General features: G+C 71.3%; 14 protein-coding genes. 9 read left to right on the top strand and 5 right to left on the bottom strand.

What is annotated here, in order from left to right; all coding sequences use genetic code 11:
* Positions 1–63: 63 nt before the first annotated feature.
* Positions 64–3,513 carry a family 20 glycosylhydrolase gene (locus M4486_RS14965; RefSeq protein WP_249478080.1) on the top strand — a complete coding sequence of 1,150 codons (3,450 nt, stop codon included), beginning with the start codon at positions 64–66 and terminating at the stop codon, positions 3,511–3,513.
* A gap of 84 nt (positions 3,514–3,597) precedes the next feature.
* Here the strand turns inward: M4486_RS14965 and M4486_RS14960 are convergent, their stop codons facing one another.
* Entirely contained in the window at positions 3,598–4,608 is a 1,011-nt protein-coding gene (locus tag M4486_RS14960; protein ID WP_249478079.1) for an endonuclease/exonuclease/phosphatase family protein, read from the bottom strand.
* A gap of 715 nt (positions 4,609–5,323) precedes the next feature.
* Here M4486_RS14960 and M4486_RS14955 point away from each other — a divergent pair.
* The 3 genes from M4486_RS14955 to M4486_RS14945 all read left to right on the top strand — a co-directional run bounded on the left by M4486_RS14955 (position 5,324) and on the right by M4486_RS14945 (position 9,997).
* Complete coding sequence (locus tag M4486_RS14955; protein WP_249478077.1) at positions 5,324–6,235, top strand: PTS sugar transporter subunit IIAB; 912 nt, start codon at positions 5,324–5,326, stop codon at positions 6,233–6,235.
* Between the two features lie 55 nt (positions 6,236–6,290).
* Positions 6,291–7,889, top strand: a complete 1,599-nt coding sequence (ulaA, locus tag M4486_RS14950) for a PTS ascorbate transporter subunit IIC (protein ID WP_249478075.1) — start codon at positions 6,291–6,293, stop codon at positions 7,887–7,889.
* A gap of 464 nt (positions 7,890–8,353) precedes the next feature.
* Entirely contained in the window at positions 8,354–9,997 is a 1,644-nt protein-coding gene (locus M4486_RS14945) for a helix-turn-helix domain-containing protein (protein WP_249478073.1), read from the top strand.
* 74 nt (positions 9,998–10,071) lie between these two features.
* On the opposite strand, the gene M4486_RS14940 is transcribed toward M4486_RS14945, so the two are convergent.
* Positions 10,072–10,497, bottom strand: coding sequence for a hypothetical protein (locus tag M4486_RS14940; RefSeq protein ID WP_249478071.1), 426 nt, complete (start codon positions 10,495–10,497; stop codon positions 10,072–10,074).
* A 153-nt stretch (positions 10,498–10,650) separates the two neighbouring features.
* On the opposite strand from M4486_RS14940, the gene M4486_RS14935 reads away from it, so the two are divergent.
* The 3 genes from M4486_RS14935 to M4486_RS14925 all read left to right on the top strand — a co-directional run bounded on the left by M4486_RS14935 (position 10,651) and on the right by M4486_RS14925 (position 13,233).
* Positions 10,651–11,805 (top strand): C2 family cysteine protease, encoded by a 1,155-nt coding sequence (locus tag M4486_RS14935; protein ID WP_249478069.1) that lies wholly within the window; start codon positions 10,651–10,653, stop codon positions 11,803–11,805.
* A gap of 1 nt (position 11,806) precedes the next feature.
* Positions 11,807–12,103: a hypothetical protein gene (locus tag M4486_RS14930; protein WP_249478067.1), complete on the top strand. Its 297-nt coding sequence runs from the start codon at positions 11,807–11,809 to the stop codon at positions 12,101–12,103.
* Between the two features lie 242 nt (positions 12,104–12,345).
* Positions 12,346–13,233, top strand: coding sequence for a hypothetical protein (locus tag M4486_RS14925; protein WP_249478065.1), 888 nt, complete (start codon positions 12,346–12,348; stop codon positions 13,231–13,233).
* Between the two features lie 40 nt (positions 13,234–13,273).
* Here the strand turns inward: M4486_RS14925 and M4486_RS14920 are convergent, their stop codons facing one another.
* Positions 13,274–14,947 (bottom strand): L-lactate permease, encoded by a 1,674-nt coding sequence (locus M4486_RS14920; RefSeq protein WP_249478063.1) that lies wholly within the window; start codon positions 14,945–14,947, stop codon positions 13,274–13,276.
* Between the two features lie 202 nt (positions 14,948–15,149).
* Here M4486_RS14920 and M4486_RS14915 point away from each other — a divergent pair, with 202 nt between their 5' ends.
* A complete protein-coding gene (locus tag M4486_RS14915) occupies positions 15,150–15,914 on the top strand; it encodes a FadR/GntR family transcriptional regulator (RefSeq protein WP_249478061.1) in 765 nt (254 codons plus the stop codon).
* A gap of 64 nt (positions 15,915–15,978) precedes the next feature.
* Positions 15,979–16,848, top strand: a complete 870-nt coding sequence (locus M4486_RS14910; RefSeq protein ID WP_249478059.1) for an alpha/beta fold hydrolase — start codon at positions 15,979–15,981, stop codon at positions 16,846–16,848.
* Between the two features lie 104 nt (positions 16,849–16,952).
* On the opposite strand, the gene M4486_RS14905 is transcribed toward M4486_RS14910, so the two are convergent.
* The gene (locus M4486_RS14905; RefSeq protein WP_249478057.1) at positions 16,953–17,756 is read right to left on the bottom strand and encodes a hypothetical protein; all 804 of its coding nucleotides are present in this window, start codon (positions 17,754–17,756) and stop codon (positions 16,953–16,955) included.
* A 78-nt stretch (positions 17,757–17,834) separates the two neighbouring features.
* On the bottom strand, positions 17,835–18,659 hold the full coding sequence (locus tag M4486_RS14900) for an Ltp family lipoprotein (RefSeq protein ID WP_249478055.1): 825 nt from the start codon (positions 18,657–18,659) through the stop codon (positions 17,835–17,837).
* Positions 18,660–18,865 lie beyond the last annotated feature (206 nt).

Below are 18,865 nucleotides of genomic sequence, written 5' to 3'. Positions count from 1 at the left end.
GCCCCGACCCTCCGACTCCCCCGTTTCCCGCTCTCCCCTGCATCACCACGTCAAGGAGGACCGATGCGCACCGAGAACACCCCCGACCCCGTGAGCACGCCGCCGACCACTCCCGCATCACCGCCCGACGACCCCGTCCACGCCGACAGCGCCCCTGGCGTCCGCACTCCCGTGGGCCCCGCTCGGCGCAGCGTGCTCGCCGGCCTCGCCGCCGCGACGGCGACCGCCGCGGGCGCGGGCACGGCGCTCGGCGCCCCCGGCGCAGGTCCCGAACTGCGCGTCGGCGCCGGCCCCGCGCGCCCCGCCGCGCCGCAGCGCCCGTCGGCCGATGCCCCCGAGACGATCCCGGCCCTGCGCTCCTGGATCGCGGAGCACGGCAGCTTCCGCTTCCGCAGCCGCGTCGTCGTCCCCCGCGGCGACCGTGAGCTGCGCGGGGTGGCCGAGACGTTCGCCGAGGACCTCGAGGCCCTCACCGGCAGCCGCGTGCGGATCGAGGACGGCGACCGCGCCAGGGAGGGTTCCATCCTCCTGACGCGCACCCGCGGCGGCGCGAAGCGCGGGAGGAGCGGGAAGGCTCAGCCCGCGACCGGGGAGCACGGCACGGAGGCCTACGGCCTGGACGTCGCCGAGGCCGTGACGATCAGCGGCTCCGCAGCCCACGGCGTCTTCAACGGCACCCGCACCGTGCTGCAGTTGCTCGCGGCCGATCACGACCACAACAGCATCCCGCGCGGGAAGGCCCGGGACTGGCCGGACAAGGAGGTGCGCGGCGCACTCGTGGACAACACCCCGCGCCACTATTCGATGACCTGGTGGAAGGACCTCTTCCGCCAGATGAGCCACCTCAAGCTCAACCAGACCAACCTCTACATCGACGGCATCGGGCTGGACCGCGCGGAGCGGAAGCAGATCGACGAGCTCGCCGCGCAGTACTTCATCGAGCTCGTCCCGCAGCTGAACATGCCCGGTCACATGGCCCAGATCCTTCCCGCCCATCCCGAGTACCAGCTGGTCAACGCCGACGGCACGAAGAACCCTGTGGCTCTTGATCTCACGAATCCGAAGGCCGTGGACTGGGCACTGGACCGCATGGAGGAGCACCTCGAGGAGTTCGACGGCCCCGAGTGGCACCTGGGGTCCGACGAGTTCCCGGGCTGGCCCGGCACCGGCGCCGACCACCCGCAGCTCGACGCGTACGCCCAGGAGCGCTTCGGGAAGGACGCGGCCTTCGCCGACCTGTTCGCCGACTTCCAGAACCAGGCGAACGCGCGCGTGAAGAAGCACGGCAAGACCATGCTCGTGTGGAACGACATGATCCGTGCGTCGAAGGTCGTCACCCTCGATGCCGACGTCACCGTCGAGTACTGGATCCAGCACCCCGATCTGCCGGGCCTGCTCTCCGGCCCGCAGATCGCCGAGCGCGGCAACCCGCTGATCAACAGCCACGTCGACTTCATGTACTACGACCAGTCGAAGCGGAACCTCGACCCGCGCGACATCTACGAGTCGTTCGACGTGAACCGCATCGCCCTCGACGACCCGGTGGATCCGCGCAGCGTGCGCGGCGCCCGGATCTGCGTCTGGCTGGCCTGGATCAACACCCCGATGGAGTCCGACGCGGAGGTGCTCGAGAACATCCTTCCGCCCCTGCAGGCCCTCTCCCAGGTGCTGTGGGGCTCCCCGAGACCGGCCGAGACCTGGGACGGCTTCGCCTCCGTGCGCGAGGCCGTGGGCAGGGCGCCGGGGCTGATCCCGCTCTCCGAGAACGCGATCCGGCCCGATCCTGCGATCGCCCACGACGCCGAGGAGCGGATCGTCGTCGCCGCCCGCGACGCGCACGGCCGCCTGCACCTCTCGCGCCAGATCGTGCCGGGGCTGACCCGCTTTGACGTGCACACCCTCGCGAAGGACGCCGCGAGCTCCCCGCTGCTCGCGGCCGACGAGGACGGCGCGCTCGTGCTCGCCTCCCGCACCCGCAGCGGCGGCCTGCTGCTGGGGCGCGAGAAGGCCCCGGCCGACGGCCGCTTCGCCATCGAGCGGCCCCGCGTGCAGGCGGATGCGATCGCGCTGAGCGGCGGTGTCGCGATCGTGCGCGACGGCGGCGACCTGCGCGCCGTGGACGCCGACGGAGGGAAGGGCGTGCGCATCGCCCGGCACGCGACAGGCACCCCGAGCGCCGCGCACGACGGCGAGCGGACCGTGGTCGTCGCTCGCCGCGACGGCGGGAGACGCGGCAGCGGGGGCGATCGAGGGAAGGGGCGGGGCGGGTCGGGAGGCTCGGCGGCCGGTCTCGTGCTCGTGCGCGGTGCGGGCGACTCCTGGCGATCCGACGAGATCGACGACGTGTCCCCCGCGAGCGACCCGATCGTCCTCGCCCACGAGGGCGAGGCGCGTCTCCTGGTGATCGACGAGGACGCCCGGATGCGCCTGGGCACGGTCGAGGGCGACGCCGTGACCTGGGCGACGCTGGGCACCGGGGCGTCCGGAGCTCCCACCGGGGGCGTCGGCCCGGATGGCGCGATGCACGCCGCCTGGCGGACGTCGGACGGGGCCCTCATGCACGCGGACGTCACCGACGGCGCCGGGAAGGCATCGAAGGCGGCTGAGGATGTGCTCGACGACCCGACCCTGGGATTCGACCGCGACGGCGGCGTGCGGCTGCTGGTGCGCACGGGCCGCTGCACCCTGCGGGTCGCCGCGACGGCGGGATCGGGCTGGGAGACGGCCGACCTCGCCGAGTCGACCGTCGGCCGCGCTCCGCTGTCCTGGGACTCCCACGGCTGGCCCACGTATGTCACCGCGACCTCCTACGGCGATCTGCAGACGGGCACCCAGTGGGGGAAGATCGCCGACTGGGGCCGGGACTTCATGATCGGCACGATCAGCGCCCCGAGCGACGACCTGCTGCCGAGCGCGCTCGCGCGTGTCCGGCTGCGCGATCGCTTCACGAAGGACACCTCCGACCGCTTCGAAGTCCTGCAGCCGCAGGGGAAGGAGTCGGCGCCGGCGCCGCGCATCGGCGGAGGACGCCTCGAGATCTCGTCCGACGACCCGTTCTTCAGCCTGCTCGCCGCGGACACGACGCTCGCGAAGGGCAACATGAGCATCGAGGTCCAGATCGGTGCTCTGCTGGAGAGCGCGAAGACGCAGAACACGGTCATGGTGGGCACGGCTCGCGACGCGAAGAACTATGCCGTGGCCTGGTACTCCGCCGTGGACCAGCGAATCGGGTTCGACGTTGTCTCCGACGGAGTCCTGCTGCCCAGCGGTGCCGGCGGCACCGTGCCCGCGGTGCTCGGTGCGGGCGACCGGCTCGGGGTGACGGTGACCGGCACCTGGATGGCCGCGCACGTGCAGCACCAGGGCGTGTGGTCGCGCGTGCACACCGGGGTGATCAACGCGCCCGAGGACATGACGGACCCCGAGGTGCGCGGTCGCTGCCGGGCCGCGACCGCCCTGCGCGGGGACGCGGGGACCCTCGCGCTCGGAGAGCTGGTGGTGCGGGTGCGGTGAGGGGCGGCCGGGCCGACGGGCCGTGATCGGGCCGTCGGCCCCGCCCCCGGCTCGGCGCAGCGGGATCCCGTCCCCGCCCTCGTCTCAGTGCAGCGATATCAGGGCCTGGACCGGGGCGTGGTCCGAGGGGTAGCGACCCGCCGGGCTCCGGTGCACGTTGATGCCGACCGCGTGGGCCGTGACGTCGTCCGTGGTCAGCACCCAATCGATGCGGTCGCCGCCCTCGACCGGGTCCTCGTACCCGGGGAAGGTGCCCCAGTCGCGGGTGAGGTGCTTGCGCGCGCTGGACCAGGTGTCGAGCATCGGCCCGTCGCCCACGAGGGTCGTGTACGCGCCGGAGTCCTCGGCGGGCGAGTTGAAGTCGCCGGTGACGATGGTGGGCAGGCCCTCGAGCGCGCCGTCGGAGAAGAGGTCGACCATCGCCTGGGCGCTCTTGATGCGCGCGTTCTCGGACTCGTGGTCGAAGTGCGTGTTGATCATGGCCAGCTCTCGGCCCGTGCGCCGATCCTGCATGCGCGCCCAGACCACGATGCGGGTGACCCGGTTGCCCCAGGTGGCCGAGCCGATGACGTCGGGCGTGTCCGAGAGCCAGAACTGGTCCCACTCGAGCACGCGCAGCCGGCGCGGGTCGTAGAAGATCGCGGAGTACTCGTCCGCGCTGCCGCCCTGACGGCCGTAGCCGATCATGCGGTGATGGGGCAGGGCCTGCTCGATCGCCGCCAGCTGGCCGTACTTGCCCTCCTGGATGCCCAGGATCGTGGGCTGCTCGCGCTCGAGCAGGTCGACGAGGATCGGCTCGCGCTCGGGCCAGTGGTCGGCCTCCCCGGGCTTCGTCTGGGCGGTGTTCTCCATGCGGATGTTGAAGGTCATCACGTGGAGGCGGCTGCCGCGGGCGCGGCCGATGAGGGGCGCGTCGCCGTGACCGGGCCTGCCGTGATGTCCGGCAGGGGCGGTCGGGGCGGCGGAACCTGTGGCGGTGCCGGTGCTGGCGCCCGCTGCGGAGGCGGGGCCGGCGGCCGCGACGGCGCCGAGGCCGCCGACGGCGCTCGTGCCCAGGCCGGTGAGGAGGGCGCGGCGGTTGACCGATCGGGACATGGCGGGGCTCCAGGTGGGGTGAGGGGGGATGTCTTCTCCACCTTCACCGCGCGGCGGGGGCGCTGTCGCGCCTCGCACCCGTCGACTCGGCAGAATTCTTCGAGTCGTCACGACCCGGGCATCTCCTGCTCATCGCACTGGGGGCCGCCCATCCGCGTGCGGTCCTCACCACCCGCCGCTCGCGATTCGCAACGATGCACATCGCGCTCACGCCGGCCCCGTTCGCGCGTGCCGCTCGCTCACGCCTCTCCAGCGCCTTCCCCTCGGGGTTCGGGCCTCGGCGGCGGCTTTCCTCGGGCACACATCGCCTCCTCCCGTGAACTGGCGTTGCCGCCTCCCAAATCTCCGTCGCGAACGCCCCGACCCTCGCCGCGGGCCGGGTGGGGCGGGATGACGGGCAGCGGGCGGTCGTCCGCTCGCGCAGCGCACGCTCGGGCTCGAAGGGGATCGATCGAGATTCCACCGCAAGTCATAGTCTCCGTGAATCTGCCTCCTCACCACGTCGTCGCCCTCGCCACGTGCATCGTCGGCAGGCACAGTACCCGCCGACCGCTCGGCCTCGACCACCGGCCGCGCTCGCGCGTACGCTCGCCACGGGCTCCCGCTCCCTCGGGCGCTGCGGGCATTCCTGCACGTTCCCGCCTTGCCCCCCCCGCTGATACCCAGCGCCACTTCCCAGGCCCTGCTTCCCATCCCTCGCTCCTCGGAGGTCTCCATGTCCCCCTCGTCCGCTTCGACGATCGCCGACCTGCTGCCCAGATCCGCGATCGCGCTGGACGTCGCGGCCGAAGACCGGACTGCGGCGATCCGTGCGGCGGGCGACCTGCTGAGCAGGGCCGGCAACGCCGGCGCCACGTACACCGACGCGATGATCCGCACGGTCGAGGAGCACGGCCCGTACATCGTCATCACCCCGGGCTTCGCGCTCGCCCATGCCCGTCCCGACGACTCGGTCGCGCGCACCGGCATGTCCTTCGTGCGCCTGGCGGAGCCGGTCGTCTTCGGGCACGAGACGAACGACCCGGTCACGATCGTGATGGCGCTCGCCGCGGCCGACGACTCCGCCCACCAGCACGCCCTCGCCGCGCTCGCCGGGGCGCTCGCGGATCCGGGGCGCCGCGCCGCCCTGGACACAGCATCCTCGGCCGAGGAGGTTCTGGCGGCGCTCGACGGCGACGCCGCGGCGTCTGCGGCGGGCATGGGCGACACCGCTGCTTCCCCGCAGGCCGGCTCCGCCGCCCAGGCGACCTCGCCGGCCGACCCGCGAGCACCCGGAGAGGCGCCGGCGTCTGCCGGCCCCGCTCCGGCCGACCCGGCCGCGCTCGCCGACGCCGTCCCCTCGAAGAACCTGATCCTCACCGTGTGCGGGAACGGCCTGGGCACGAGCCTGTTCCTGAAGAACACCGCGGAGCAGGTGCTGGACCGCTGGGGCTGGTCGCCGTACCTCACGGTCGAGGCAACGGACACGATCTCCGCGAAGGGCCGCGCGAAGGAGGCGGACTTCCTGCTGACCTCCGGCGCGATCGCCCAGACCCTCGGGGACGTGGGCGCGCCCGTCGAGGTGATCGAGAACTTCACCTCGCAGGCGGAGATCGACGCCGCCCTGCGCCGTCTCTACGCCGTCTGAGCAGCCCCTCCCCGCCTGATCTCCCCGTCCCCTCGTCACCCGCACGGAGCCCGTCATGCACGTCCTCGTCGCGATCGCCCAGTTCCTCGTCAACGAGATCCTGAGCGTCCCCGCGTTCCTCATCGGCATCATCACCGCGATCGGCCTGATCGCCCTGCGCAAGAGCGTCGGCCAGATCGCCGGCGGCGCGATCAAGGCCGTCCTCGGCTTCCTTCTCATCGGGGCCGGGGCCACGCTCGTGACCGCTTCGCTCACACCGCTCGGCGCGATGATCCAGGGCGCGCTCGGGGCGCAGGGCGTGGTACCGACGAACGAGGCGATCGCCGGCATCGCCCAGGAGCAGTTCGGCGCCCAGGTGTCCTGGCTGATGATCCTGGGGTTCGTGGTCGCGATCCTGCTCGCGCGCTTCACGCCGCTGCGCTACGTCTTCCTCACCGGCCACCACCTGCTGTTCATGGCCACCCTGATCACGATCGTCATGGCCTCGGCGGGGATGCCCTCGCCCGTCGTGGTGATCCTCGGGGCGGCGCTGCTGGGCGTGCTCATGGTGTCACTGCCGGCGCTCGCCCAGCCGTGGACGCGGCGCATCACGGGCGACGACTCGATCGCCATCGGCCATTTCGGCTCCGCCGGGTACATCGCCGCTGGCACCGTCGGCCGACTCGTCGATCCGAAGGGGAAGAGCCGCTCGACCGAGGACCTCAAGGTGCCAGAGTCGCTGCGCTTCCTACGCGACTCGATGGTCGCGACCGCGCTGTCGATGGTGCTCATGTACGTGATCGTCGCCGTCATCTATCTGGTCCGCGCCGGCGAGAAGACGGCGTTCACCGCCTTCGAGGGCGGGGCGACGAACGTGGGCAACTACCTCATGCAGTCCGTGACGCAGGGCCTGCAGTTCGGCATCGCGGTCGCAGTGATCCTGTTCGGCGTGCGCACGATCCTCGGCGAGCTCGTCCCCGCCTTCCAGGGCATCGCCGCGCGCGTGGTGCCCGGTGCGGTGCCCGCGCTGGACGCCCCGATCGTCTTCCCCTACGCCCAGAACGCCGTGCTCATCGGCTTCCTCTCGAGCTTCGTGGGCGGGCTCGTGGGGCTGCTGCTGCTCGGCACGGTGTTCGGTCCGCTGTTCGGGCTGGCGCTGATCCTGCCCGGGCTCGTCCCGCACTTCTTCACCGGTGGCGCCGCCGGCGTCTACGGCAACGCGACCGGCGGGCGCCGCGGCGCGGTCGCGGGCGCGTTCGTCAACGGCCTGCTGGTCACCTTCCTGCCGGCGCTGCTGCTGAAGGTGCTGGGCACCTTCGGGTCGGCCAACACGACCTTCGGCGACACCGACTTCGGCTGGTTCGGCATCCTCATCGGCTACGGTGCGCGCCCCGGCGTGCTGCTGGGCTCGGTGATCCTCGCGGTGATCGGCCTGGTCATCCTCGGTGCGGCGATCACGGTGCAGAAGCGCGTCGTGGACCGGGGGTGGGATCCGGCGCCGGCGCGCGCGAGCCTGGTCGAGGCTGTTGCGGACGGCGGGAGTGCGACGGGAGCGTCCGACGGGGCCGGTGCAGCCGACGGGGCCGACGCGGTCGCGGGCGGCACCGCCGCGCGCTATCCGCGGGTCGCGCCGCCGGTGGGCGCGCCGACTCCTCCCCCGCCCCCGGAGAGCTGACGCCGGGCACCCGTCACCCGTCGGACGTGGCTCCGCGGGAGCGCGGTCCCCGCAGACGTGGCAGCGGGGGCGCGGTCCCGGCGGATGTGGCGGCGCGGGGCACGGGCCTGTCGGGCGTGGCACCGCGGGGCACTGTCCCGGCGCTACGAGTTGCGGTGGAAAATGTACGGAACTCCCGCTCGGGGCTCAGCGTTCATTTCCCACCGCAACTCGTAGCCTCGGCACACCCCGTGGCCGAGGACACGGACCGCACCCCTCTTCCCCTCCCGCACGCGGCTGCAGCGGCATACGGTCCCGGCGCCGGCGCCTACGCGGGCACCGAGCTCGCCCGACCTCTCATCTCGCAAGCAGGCCGTCCCCTCGACGCGCGACACCGCGCGCGAAGGGTGTGGGCGCCCACGCCGCAGACGTCTTCCCGATCACACTGCCTGCCGGTATCTCATAGATGAGATACGCTCCCGAGCATGACGACGACCGACGAGTTCACCTCTCAGACCCGTCCCGCAGACGGCTCCACCGCGCCCTCTGCCCCCTCCGCACAGCTCGCCGCGGCGTCCGCCGCCGCCGGTGTCCGTGCGGGCGACCAGGACTACCGGAACGAAATCGGCCGCCTCATCCGCGACGCCCGTCTGCACTCGGGCCTCACGCAGGCCCAGCTCGCCGCGAAGCTCTCCACCTCGCAGAGCACGATCAATCGGATCGAGAAGGGCCAGCAGAACCTGACGCTCGACACCCTCGCGAAGATCGGAGCAGCCCTCGACTCGGGGATCGTCGGCATCGGATCGTCGGCCCCCTCGCACCTGCGCGTGGAGGGCGGCACCACGCTGAGCGGCGCGATCGACGTGAAGACCTCGAAGAACGCCGGGGTCGCGCTGCTGTGCGCCTCACTCCTGAACCGCGGCACCACGGTGCTGCGTCGGGTCGCGCGCATCGAGGAGGTCAACCGTCTGCTCGAGGTGCTCTCCTCGATCGGCGTGCGCACCCGCTGGCTGAACGAGAACAACGACCTCGAGATCATCGTGCCCGAGCACCTGGATCTGGTCTCGATCGACGCCGGCGCCGCCCGTCGGACCCGCAGCATCATCATGTTCCTGGGCCCGCTCATGCACCGCGAGCAGGAGTTCCAGCTCCCCTACGCGGGCGGCTGCGACCTGGGCACCCGCACCGTCGAGCCCCACATGACGGCGCTGCGGCCCTTCGGCCTCGAGGTCGTCGCGACCGAGGGCCACTACCAGGCGAGCGCGACCCCGGGCGCCGGTCCCCGTCGGCCCATCGTCCTCACCGAGCGCGGGGACACCGTCACCGAGAACGCCCTGATGGCCGCCGCCCGCTACGAGGGCGAGACGATCATCCGCAACGCCAGCCCGAACTACATGGTCCAGGACCTCTGCTTCTTCCTCGAGAAGCTCGGCGTCGAGATCGAGGGCATCGGCACCACGACCCTGCGGGTGCACGGGAAGTCGGAGATCCGGGCCGACGTCGACTACGCCCCCAGCGAGGACCCGATCGAGGCGATGAGCCTGATCGCCGCCGCGATCGTCACGAAGTCCTCGATCACCGTGCGCCGCGTGCCCATCGAGTTCATGGAGATCGAGCTCGCGGTCCTGGAGGACATGGGCTTCACCTACGACCGCACCGAGGAGTATCTCGCGGCCAACGGCAAGACCCGTCTCGTGGATATCACCACGCACGTCTCGGACCTGCGGGCCCCGATCGACAAGATCCACCCGATGCCCTTCCCCGGGCTGAACATCGACAACCTGCCGTTCTTCGCGGTGATCGCCGCGACGGCCGAGGGGCAGACCCAGCTGCACGACTGGGTGTACGAGAACCGCGCGATCTACCTGACCGACCTCAACAAGCTCGGCGCGCGCGTGCAGCTCATGGACCCGCACCGCGTGCTGATCGACGGCTCGACCCACTGGAGCGGCGCGGAGCTGGTGTGCCCGCCGGCGCTGCGTCCGGCGGTCGTCATCCTGCTGGCGATGCTCGCGGCGAAGGGCACCTCGGTGCTGCGCAACGTCTACGTCATCAACCGCGGCTACGAGGACCTCGCCCAACGCCTGAACGCACTCGGTGCGCAGATCGAGACGTTCCGGGACATCTGAGGACGACGGTCGAACGCCTCCGCTCCCCCGGTTCGGCGCACGCATGAAGGCTTCCGTGCACGTCAGGGCACGGGTCAGTACACGGGCGCGGGCTGAGCCAGGGCGATGATCGGCCCCAGCGTGGCGAGCACCAGAGCCGCGCAGGGGACGAGCAGGACCCAGGCTTTCCCCCCTTTCCTGCGCACCAGCAGGAGGATGCCGATGACCGCGCCCAACAGCGCGAGCAGCAGCGCGACAGCCGGAAGCGCCGTCGTCCAGAGCGCGCCGGTGTTCCACCCATGGTGGACCGTGGACTCCTCCGATCCCGGGGACGGAGGCAGGAGGTAGGTGGTCCGGCAGAGCGCGACGACCGTCGCGATCATGACGAGCGACCACACGCCCGCCACGGCGCTGAGTCCCGCGGTGATGATCGCCAGCGGCCGCCCCGTCCGCTGTTCCCGGGCCGACGTCGCGGTCTCCCGCCCGTCCTCACCCGGCCGACGCTGCTCGTACGCGCTCACGCGTCACCTCCCCCGGGCTGCATCCGCCCGTCGATTCCCGTCCACTGCCCATCATCCTGGGCATCCTAGGTCGATCTGCCCATGGGGACTTGTGCCCATGGGCAGCCGCTGATCGTGTCTCTACGCTGTCGACGCAGAGGACAGGAGGAGACGATGTCAGGATTCGTCGGCGCCGACACGACACAGCTCAGGGCCTTCAGCACCAAGGTCTCGCAGGGCGCCGAGCGTCTCGAGGCGCTCGGCGATTCCCTCGCGAGGGCCGTCGCGGCGGCGCGGTGGGACGGCCCGGACGCCGAGGCGTTCCGCGAGACGTGGAGCGGCTATGTGGGCCCATCACTCGACGGATACGTCGCCCAACTCCGTAGACACGGAGAGAATCTGAGACAGCAGGCCGAGGACCAAGACTCGGCATCGGGCGCTCACGGCGCGGATTGGGCCTCGCGCGGCGACGGGCCGCAGAGCGGTTATCGGAGCGACTCCAGCGATGAGGACGGTGAGCGCAAGCCGCTGGACCCCCAGGACCGCAATGGTGATCCCGAGATTCCGCAGTCCATGGAGGACTGGGACAAGAACCAGGAGGGCCACCAGGAGCCGGACGGTCCGATCGACCTCGACGTCGACCGATTCACGTCCGACTCGATCAATCAGCACGGGGTCGGCGACTGCTGGTTCCTGGCATCGCTCGGCGCCACTGCCCGGGCGAATCCTGAATTCCTGCGTCAACACATCGAGGACAACGGGGACGGCACTTACACCGTCACGATGTACGACCAGGGGAAACCTGTCGACATCACGGTGAACGGCACCTTCAACAGCGCCGGCGTGCAGGGCGGCGGCGGAGAGCCGAACTGGGCATCGATCTACGAGAAGGCTGCCGCGGAGTACATGGGCGGCTCGTACTCCGACCTCAACGGCGACCAGCCCGAGCTCGCGCTCGAGATGATCACCGGCAACGATGCCCATTACGACGACGATGCGTCGCTCGAAGACATCCAGGCCCATCTGGCCGAGGGGCCGGTTGTCGTGGACACCCAGCCGGAGAAGGAAGGGTGGTGGCTGTTCCAGAACGACCACGTCGAGAAGGACACCGTCGTCCCGAACCACTCCTACATCGTGGAGGGCGTGGAGAACCGGGAGAACCCTCCAGGATCCGGGGACATGCAGCCGATGATCCACGTCCGCAACCCCTGGGGGCCGGGCGCCGAGCAGAACGACAAGGCGGCAGGCGACCTCTGGCTCACTCGGGAAGAATTCGACGAGAACTTCCGCAGGACGAACTACGTCCAGAAGCCCGAGACGGAGAGCTGAGATGGTGGAGACGCAATTCGTCGATCATGCCCAGGGAACCCAGGCGAAGATCGGCACGACGCTCGTGGGCATCATGCGCGTGGGCGACGCCGATGGTCGCGGCGTCGCCCAGTTGATGATCCGGAGCTCCCATGGCGACCTCGTGGAGACCGCCTTCGAGGGGGACGAAGTGGCGATCCCCGATGACGGCTTCGCCGTCATCGGAGCCGCGACGCCCCCCGACGCCGAGAACCCGCGCTGGCGCATCGCACTCGGCCATCGTGCGAAGAGAGAGGGCGATCCGCGCTCCACCCCCTGAGAGGGGACCGGTCGGCCCACACCCCCGACGAAGCCAACAGCTCACCCCGTCACGCACGAAGCGCCGCGCCGCCCCCCCCCCCCCCCCCCCCCCCGGAATGTCCGGATCGGTTGCGCAGGGTGCCCCGAGCGTGTGGGATGGCACCAGGCCGCCGCGGGGAGCGCGCCGCACCAGCGGTGCACTGCGCGGCCGGGGACGACGTCGGCATCGACGCCGGCGCCGCATGACGGAGGGGGAACTCCATGCGCCGCATCCTGTGTCTCTGCGCCGCCTCATCACTGCTCGCACTCGGCCTGGTCGCGTGCGGATCCGACTCCGAGGAGGATCCGCCGACGACGGCCGAGGCGACCACCGAGCAGTCCGGCGACGACGACTCGCCCAGCGAGGAGACCACCGAATCCGCCTCCGACGACACCGACTCGGAGGACGCGGACAGCGGGGACAGCGAGACGCCGGCCCCGGACGACGACCCGTCGGACGACCCCTCAGACACCCCCTCGGACGATCCGTCGGAGAGTCAGGACGACGCCTCCGACGAGCCGTCCGACAGCAAGGACGGGGATGACTCCTCCGGCTCGACCACGGGCGCCTCGACCTCGATCGACACGCTGTGGATCGACGACACCTGGACCATCGAGGACGTCGACGAGGACCTGTGCGAGATGGGCGGCAAGTCCCGCTCGCCCTACGCCCAGGACGACGACATGTTCGTCTGCGGGCCGACGGCCGCGGGCGCCCTGGCGTGCGACATGGCCGAGGGCGAGACGGTGGCCATGTGCATCACCTCCGCGGTCGACCACACGGCGATCCGCTTCGACTCCCCCACCGCCGCCGACGGTGACATGGATCAGGGCGACGGCGACCTGATCCCCCTGTTCGTCCAGCTGGACGACGGCAGCGAGAACGGCATCCAGTGCTCGACGATCTCCCATGACCACGACGAGCACTGGCACGACAAGCTCAGCTGGTACCGCTGCGACGACGGCTCCGAGCTGCTGACCGACGAGCTCATCGAGGAGACCTTCGACCGCGGGGACGACGGCAGTTCCTGGACCGCGCAGCGCTCGGTGGACAAGGGGAAGCCCGAGACCGTGCCCGTCATGGACGCGGTCTTCGCGGGCAACGACTGACCGGGCCGCGCAGGGCCTGCGTCCCGGCAGCCCGACGCCCCTAGGGGATCATCCAGGCGAGCACCGGCGTGGACTGCAGGAACACGATCACGCACATGAGCGCGAGGAAGACGATCGACCAGGGCAGCACGCGCCGCAGGATCTCCCCCTCCTTGCCCGCGAGCCCCACGGCCGCGGCGGCGATCGCGAGGTTCTGAGGGGAGATCATCTTGCCCAGCACGCCGCCCGAGGAGTTCGCCGAGGCCGTCAGCAGGGGCTCGAGGCCGGCCTGCTGCGCGGCCGAGGCCTGCAGGGCGCCGAACAACGAGTTCGAGGACGTGTCCGAGCCGGTGACGGCCACGCCGATCCAGCCGAGCACCGGGGAGACCAGGGCGAACAGGCCGCCGGAGGCCGCGAGCCAGGTGCCCAGCGTCGAGGTCTGCCCGGAGGCGTTCATGACGTACGCGAGCGAGAGCACGGCCATCACGGTGACGATCGCCGCGGCCAGCTGCTGGTAGGTGCCGGTGTACGCCTTCCAGGCGCGGGCCGGGGAGATGCCGATGACGGGGATCGAGATCAGGCCCGCGATCACCAGCCAGGTGCCCGCGGAGGCCGGGATGTCGAGCTTGAAGGTCGGGATGGTCGAGGGCTCGCCTGCGGCGTTCAGCAGATGCAGCCCGGGCCACTGGAACGAGGGGTTCAACGCCTCGTGGGCGATGAGGTCCTTGATGCCCGGCAGCTGGGTGATCACGAACAGCGCCACGATGATGCCGTACGGGGCGTAGGCGCGGACCACGTCGGCCGTGGTGTCGTGCGCGTCGCGGTCGGCCTCGGCCATCTCCTCAGGGGTGCGGACGCCGGCGCCGGAGGCCTGGGATCGGCCGGACGCTTCGTCGGCATCGGCCGCGGGGACGAAGGCCCCGCGCGGCTGCCAGACGCGCAGCAGGAGCACCACGGCGAGCGCCGCGACGAGCGCGGCGACGATGTCGGTGAGCTGGGTGGAGATGAAGTTCGAGGTGACGAACTGCGCCAGCGAGAAGACGATGCCGCAGGTCAGGGTTGCCGGAAGGGTCTGCACGAGGCCGCGTCGGCGGTCGATGATGAACACCAGGATCATCGGCACGATCACCGCGAGCAGCGGCGTCTGGCGCCCGACCATCGAGGAGAGCAGGTGCTCGTCCTGGCCGCTGACCTTGGCGAGCGTGGTGATCGGGACGGCGAGCGCGCCGAAGGCGACCGGCGCGGTGTTGGCGACGAGCGCGACCACGGCGGCCTTCAGCGGCTTGATACCGATGGCCAGGAGCATGACGCTGGTGATCGCCACGGGCGTGCCGAAGCCGGCGAGCGCCTCGAGCAGGGCGCCGAAGCAGAAGGCGATGATGACGGCCTGGATCCGCTGGTCGTCGCTGACCTTCGCGAAGGAGCGCCGCAGCACGTCGAAGTGCCCGGTCACCACGGTCATGTTGTAGACCCAGATCGCGTTGATGACGACCCACAGGATCGGGAAGAACCCGAAGGCGGCGCCCTCGGTGGCCGAGAGCAGGGCCTGGCCCACGGGCATGGCGTAGGCGAGCACAGCGACCAGCAGCGAGAGGACGAGGGCGATGAGCCCCGCCTTCCAGGCCGTCAGCCGCACGACCCCGATCAGCACGAACAGCACCACCAGGGGCAGCATCGCCACCAGGGCCGTGAGCAGGAGCGAACCGCCCAGAGCATCGAGGACGGGCTGGTACATGGGAACCTCGCTCAGGGGTCTCGGGACGGGGGGACGGCCGTCGCCCGCGACACCGAGCCCGCGCGAGATCTGCGCGTGAGGGGCTCTCCGTCGACGGTGACGTGGATTGCGGCAGTGGGCCGGACCGATCAGTGGTCTGACCACACAGCGGCACGCTAGGGTGGCGCGCAGCACATGTCAATGCCGCGAAGGGAGCCGTGTCGTGACCACCGCGTCCTCAGCCCACGGCTCGGAGCTCCCCCGCGCGGCACGGACCGACGCCTGGCGGCCGGTGCACCGCAGCCGCGCCTACGAGCTCGTCGTCGAGCGCATCGAGGAGCAGATCACCAGCGGCGCGCTGCACGTGGGCGACACCCTCCCGGCCGAGCGCGACCTCGCCGAGAGGCTGCAGGTCAGCCGCGCCGCGGTGCGCGAGGCGATCCGCACGCTCGAGGCGCAGGGCGCCGTCCGCTCCGCCGTGGGCTCGCGGCCGGTCGCCGGCACCCAGGTCGTGGCGGAGACCAGCGATGCGCTCACGCGGCTGCTGCGCCTGCACGTCGCGCTGTCGAGCTTCCCGATGGCCGACGTCCTCGAGGCGCGCGTCATGCTCGAGCGCTCGAGCGCGAGCCTGGCCGCGGGCAATGCCTCCGCGCAGGACCTCTCGGGGCTGCGCGAGATCCTCCGGGACATGGACGAACCCGGCATCGATCGCGCCCAGTTCAACGAGCTCGACACCGCCTTCCACGTGGCCCTCGCCGAGGCGGGTCACAACCGTCTGGTCACCGACATGACGATCGCTATCCGCGAGTCCATGCGGCTCCCGATCCTGCAGGCCTTCGGCACCCTGGAGGACTCCGACGCGCTGATCGCGAGGCTGCGCGCGGAGCACCACGGCATCCTGGACGCGATCGAGGAGGGGTCCGCGCAACTGGCCTCCGAGCGCATCGAGGCCCATATCCGCGCCGCCTACGCGAGCCTATGGGGATGAGCCGGTCCCGGGACCGACGGGCCGTCGCGCGCGACCGCTCCGCCGGCCCGAGGAGGATGCAGCCATGACGGCGGCCCCGTTCGGCTCCGACCTCGGCGACGTGGTGCGCATACCGCAGCCCGAGGGCTCCCTGCAGGTGATCACGCGCGGTGAGCACGGCTCGCCCGTGCTGCTCCTCAGCGGTGCGGGCAACGACAGCGCCTCCCTGAGCTGGCGACGACTGATCCCCGTCCTCGCCGAGTCCCATCGCGTGCTCGCCCTGGACTGGCCGAAGCAGGGCGGCTCGATCCCCTGGGACGGGACGGCGGACCATCAGCGGATGCTGCGGTGCATCGATACCGTCCTCGAGCGCTTCGCCATGGACGCGGTCGACCACGTCGGGCTCTCGCAGGGCGGCGCCCTCGCCCTCGCGTACGCGATCGAGCGACCCGAGCGCGTCTCGCGACTGGTGGCGCTCGCGCCGGCCGGGATCCTGTCGTTCCCGCCCGTCGTCCATCAGCTGCTGTGGGTGACGGCGCGATGCCGTCTGCTGAACCGGACGCTGCCGTCGCTGGTCTTCCGCAGCTGCGCGGCGTGCGCGTGGTTCGCCCGCACCAGCCTGTTCGCGGGCCCCGTCGACGATCTCGAGGACATCGTCGACGAGTTCCATGCCGACGTGCTCGCCCACGGCTCGGCCTCCTCGGACTGGCAGAACGCCTCGATCGGCTTCCGGCGCATGACCGTCGACCTGCGTCCCGATCTGCATCGCATCAAGTGCCCGACGCTGATCATCCAGGGCAGCAAGGACGTGGCCGTGCCGCCGAAGACAACGCGCGCCGCGGCGGACGCCATCCCCGGTGCGAGGTTCGAACTGATCGCCGGGGCGGGGCACTGGTCGAACCGTCAGTGCCCGGACCGGGTGAACGCGCTGATCACAGACTTCCTCGCGGACTGATCGCTTCGGCTGATCGAGTCGGACTGATCGAGTCGGACTGACCGAATCGAGCCCGATCGGCGGCGAGCCCGGATGCGGGGCCGCTGCGGACCGCTGCGGACGGCTCAGGTCCTCAGCGACTGCATCTGCGCGAAGAGCCGCAGCATGGCGGCGCGCTTCTCCGTGTCGCTGCCGTTGTCGTTCAGGATCATCAGCGTCTCGTTGTCGGGCAGCGGATAGGTCGAGTGCGGGAACACGAAGGTCCCGCCGTTGCGGGAGTCGTCCGCGTCCTCCGGGTCCGACGCGGGGTAGCTCTGCGCCCACAGCTCGGCGAAGAGCGCGACGACGTGCGGACGCAGCCGCGAGTAGGCGCTGATGACCTCGCCGGCGACCGCGTCGATCGCGAACTCGACGTCCTCCGTGCACAGGGCAGGGTCGGTGACCGGGGCGTCCCGGGCCGGGTACGTGTCGGACTGCTCCCGGGCCGCGCTGTCTGCCGCCGGGACCTCCGCCGTCGGGCCGTCCGGGTCGACGCGCTCGGCCTCGGCCTGCAGCTGGGCGACGGTCATCAGGTCATGCGCGGCCATCCACGCGGCCATGTCGGCCGCGGCGAGGGCATGGGCCCCCTCGAGGATCGCAGGCGGCTCGGGCTCCTCGTCCGTGCCGTCATAGGTGGCGCCGAACAGGGCGAGCGCCGCCAGGCGGATGCGCGCATCGGCCCCTTCGACGCCTCCCGACGGGATCTCGACGGGCACCTCACCGACGACGGCGAGCGTGGACCACGCGTGGGCGAGCCAGCGCACGTCACCGCCGCTCGCGAGCCCCTGGGCGTAGTGGGCGCACAGGGCGTCGAAGACCGAGGCGCCCTCGGGCGGGGCTGTACCCCTGCACTCCCCCGGCTCCTCGGCCGGATCGCTGGTCGGTCTCATGTGCGCATTCTGCTCCGAAGGACCGACGAACCAGCCGTTGTGGGGTGACGCGGCGCGGCGGCGCCACCGACGACGCGCTCAGTCGTGCAGGTGCTTGATCGCGTAGTCCGCCTGCTCCTTCGTGAACTGCTCGCCGTACTCGGAGGTGATCTGGTCGCGGATCTCGTCGTCGGACATGCCGTCCGCGGAGTACGACTTGGCCTTCTCCAGCGCGTTCTTGTTCCAGTCGGCGTCCACGTGGTCGACCGCGTAGGTGGCGGTCTCCTCGCTGTAGCCCTCGAAGACGAGGGTGTCGTGGATGCCCTTCTTCGAGGAGAAGAGCATGTCGGACTGGATCTTCGCGTCGGCGAGGGCGCCGTCCTTGTCGTCGGGGTCGACGTCCGTGCCGTCGGCAGCGGAGTCGCCGGAATCGTCGGCGTCGGCCGACGACTCGTCGTCCGGGGTCGCGTCGACGGTGTGGTCGGAGGGCGTGGCGGAGTCGCTGGGCTCGTCCGACGCGTCGTCGTCGGACGAGGAGGCGGAGACCGTGGTCGGAGCGGGCTCGTCATCGGTGTCTGCGCTGTTGACGAGCACGACGATCACGATGATGACGGCCGCGATCGCGAGCAGCGCGAGGCAGCCGCAGCCGCCCAGCACCCACCACAGCGTCTTGGACTTCTTCGGCGGCTCCTGCCCCTGGCCCGGGGTCTGCGGGGACGCGGAGAACTGCGGGGCCTGCGAGGAGTCCCCGTACTGCGGGGCGGGGGCCGCGGAGCCGGAGGCTCCGTCCGCGGCCCCGTAGGGACCGCTCGCCGAACCATAGGTGTCGCCGGCGGAGCCGTAGGCACCATTCGCGGACCCGGCGTCGGGGAACCCGGAGTTCGCGGAGCCGTTGTTCTCGGGGGAAGGGGTCGAGCTGGTCATCTGTCGTTCCGTTCGGAAGGAGGTATGTGCGGGCCCCCGTCGCGAGGGTTCGCGGACCCGTCAGCGTGCGCGGAGGAGGGACGGCAGGGAGAACTCTACGGACATCTCGGACGGCCGACCCGACGTCTCGCGACCCGACACCGCGGCAGACGGGACGCGTGGGATCCGACCGAGTCCGCCGTGCGACTCCGCGTGCGTTGCCCGTC

Origin of the sequence: Brachybacterium kimchii, from assembly GCF_023373525.1 — a bacterium.
In the GTDB taxonomy this organism is placed as follows: Bacteria; Actinomycetota; Actinomycetes; order Actinomycetales; family Dermabacteraceae; genus Brachybacterium; species Brachybacterium kimchii.
This window is presented reverse-complemented; position numbering and strand designations above follow the sequence as displayed.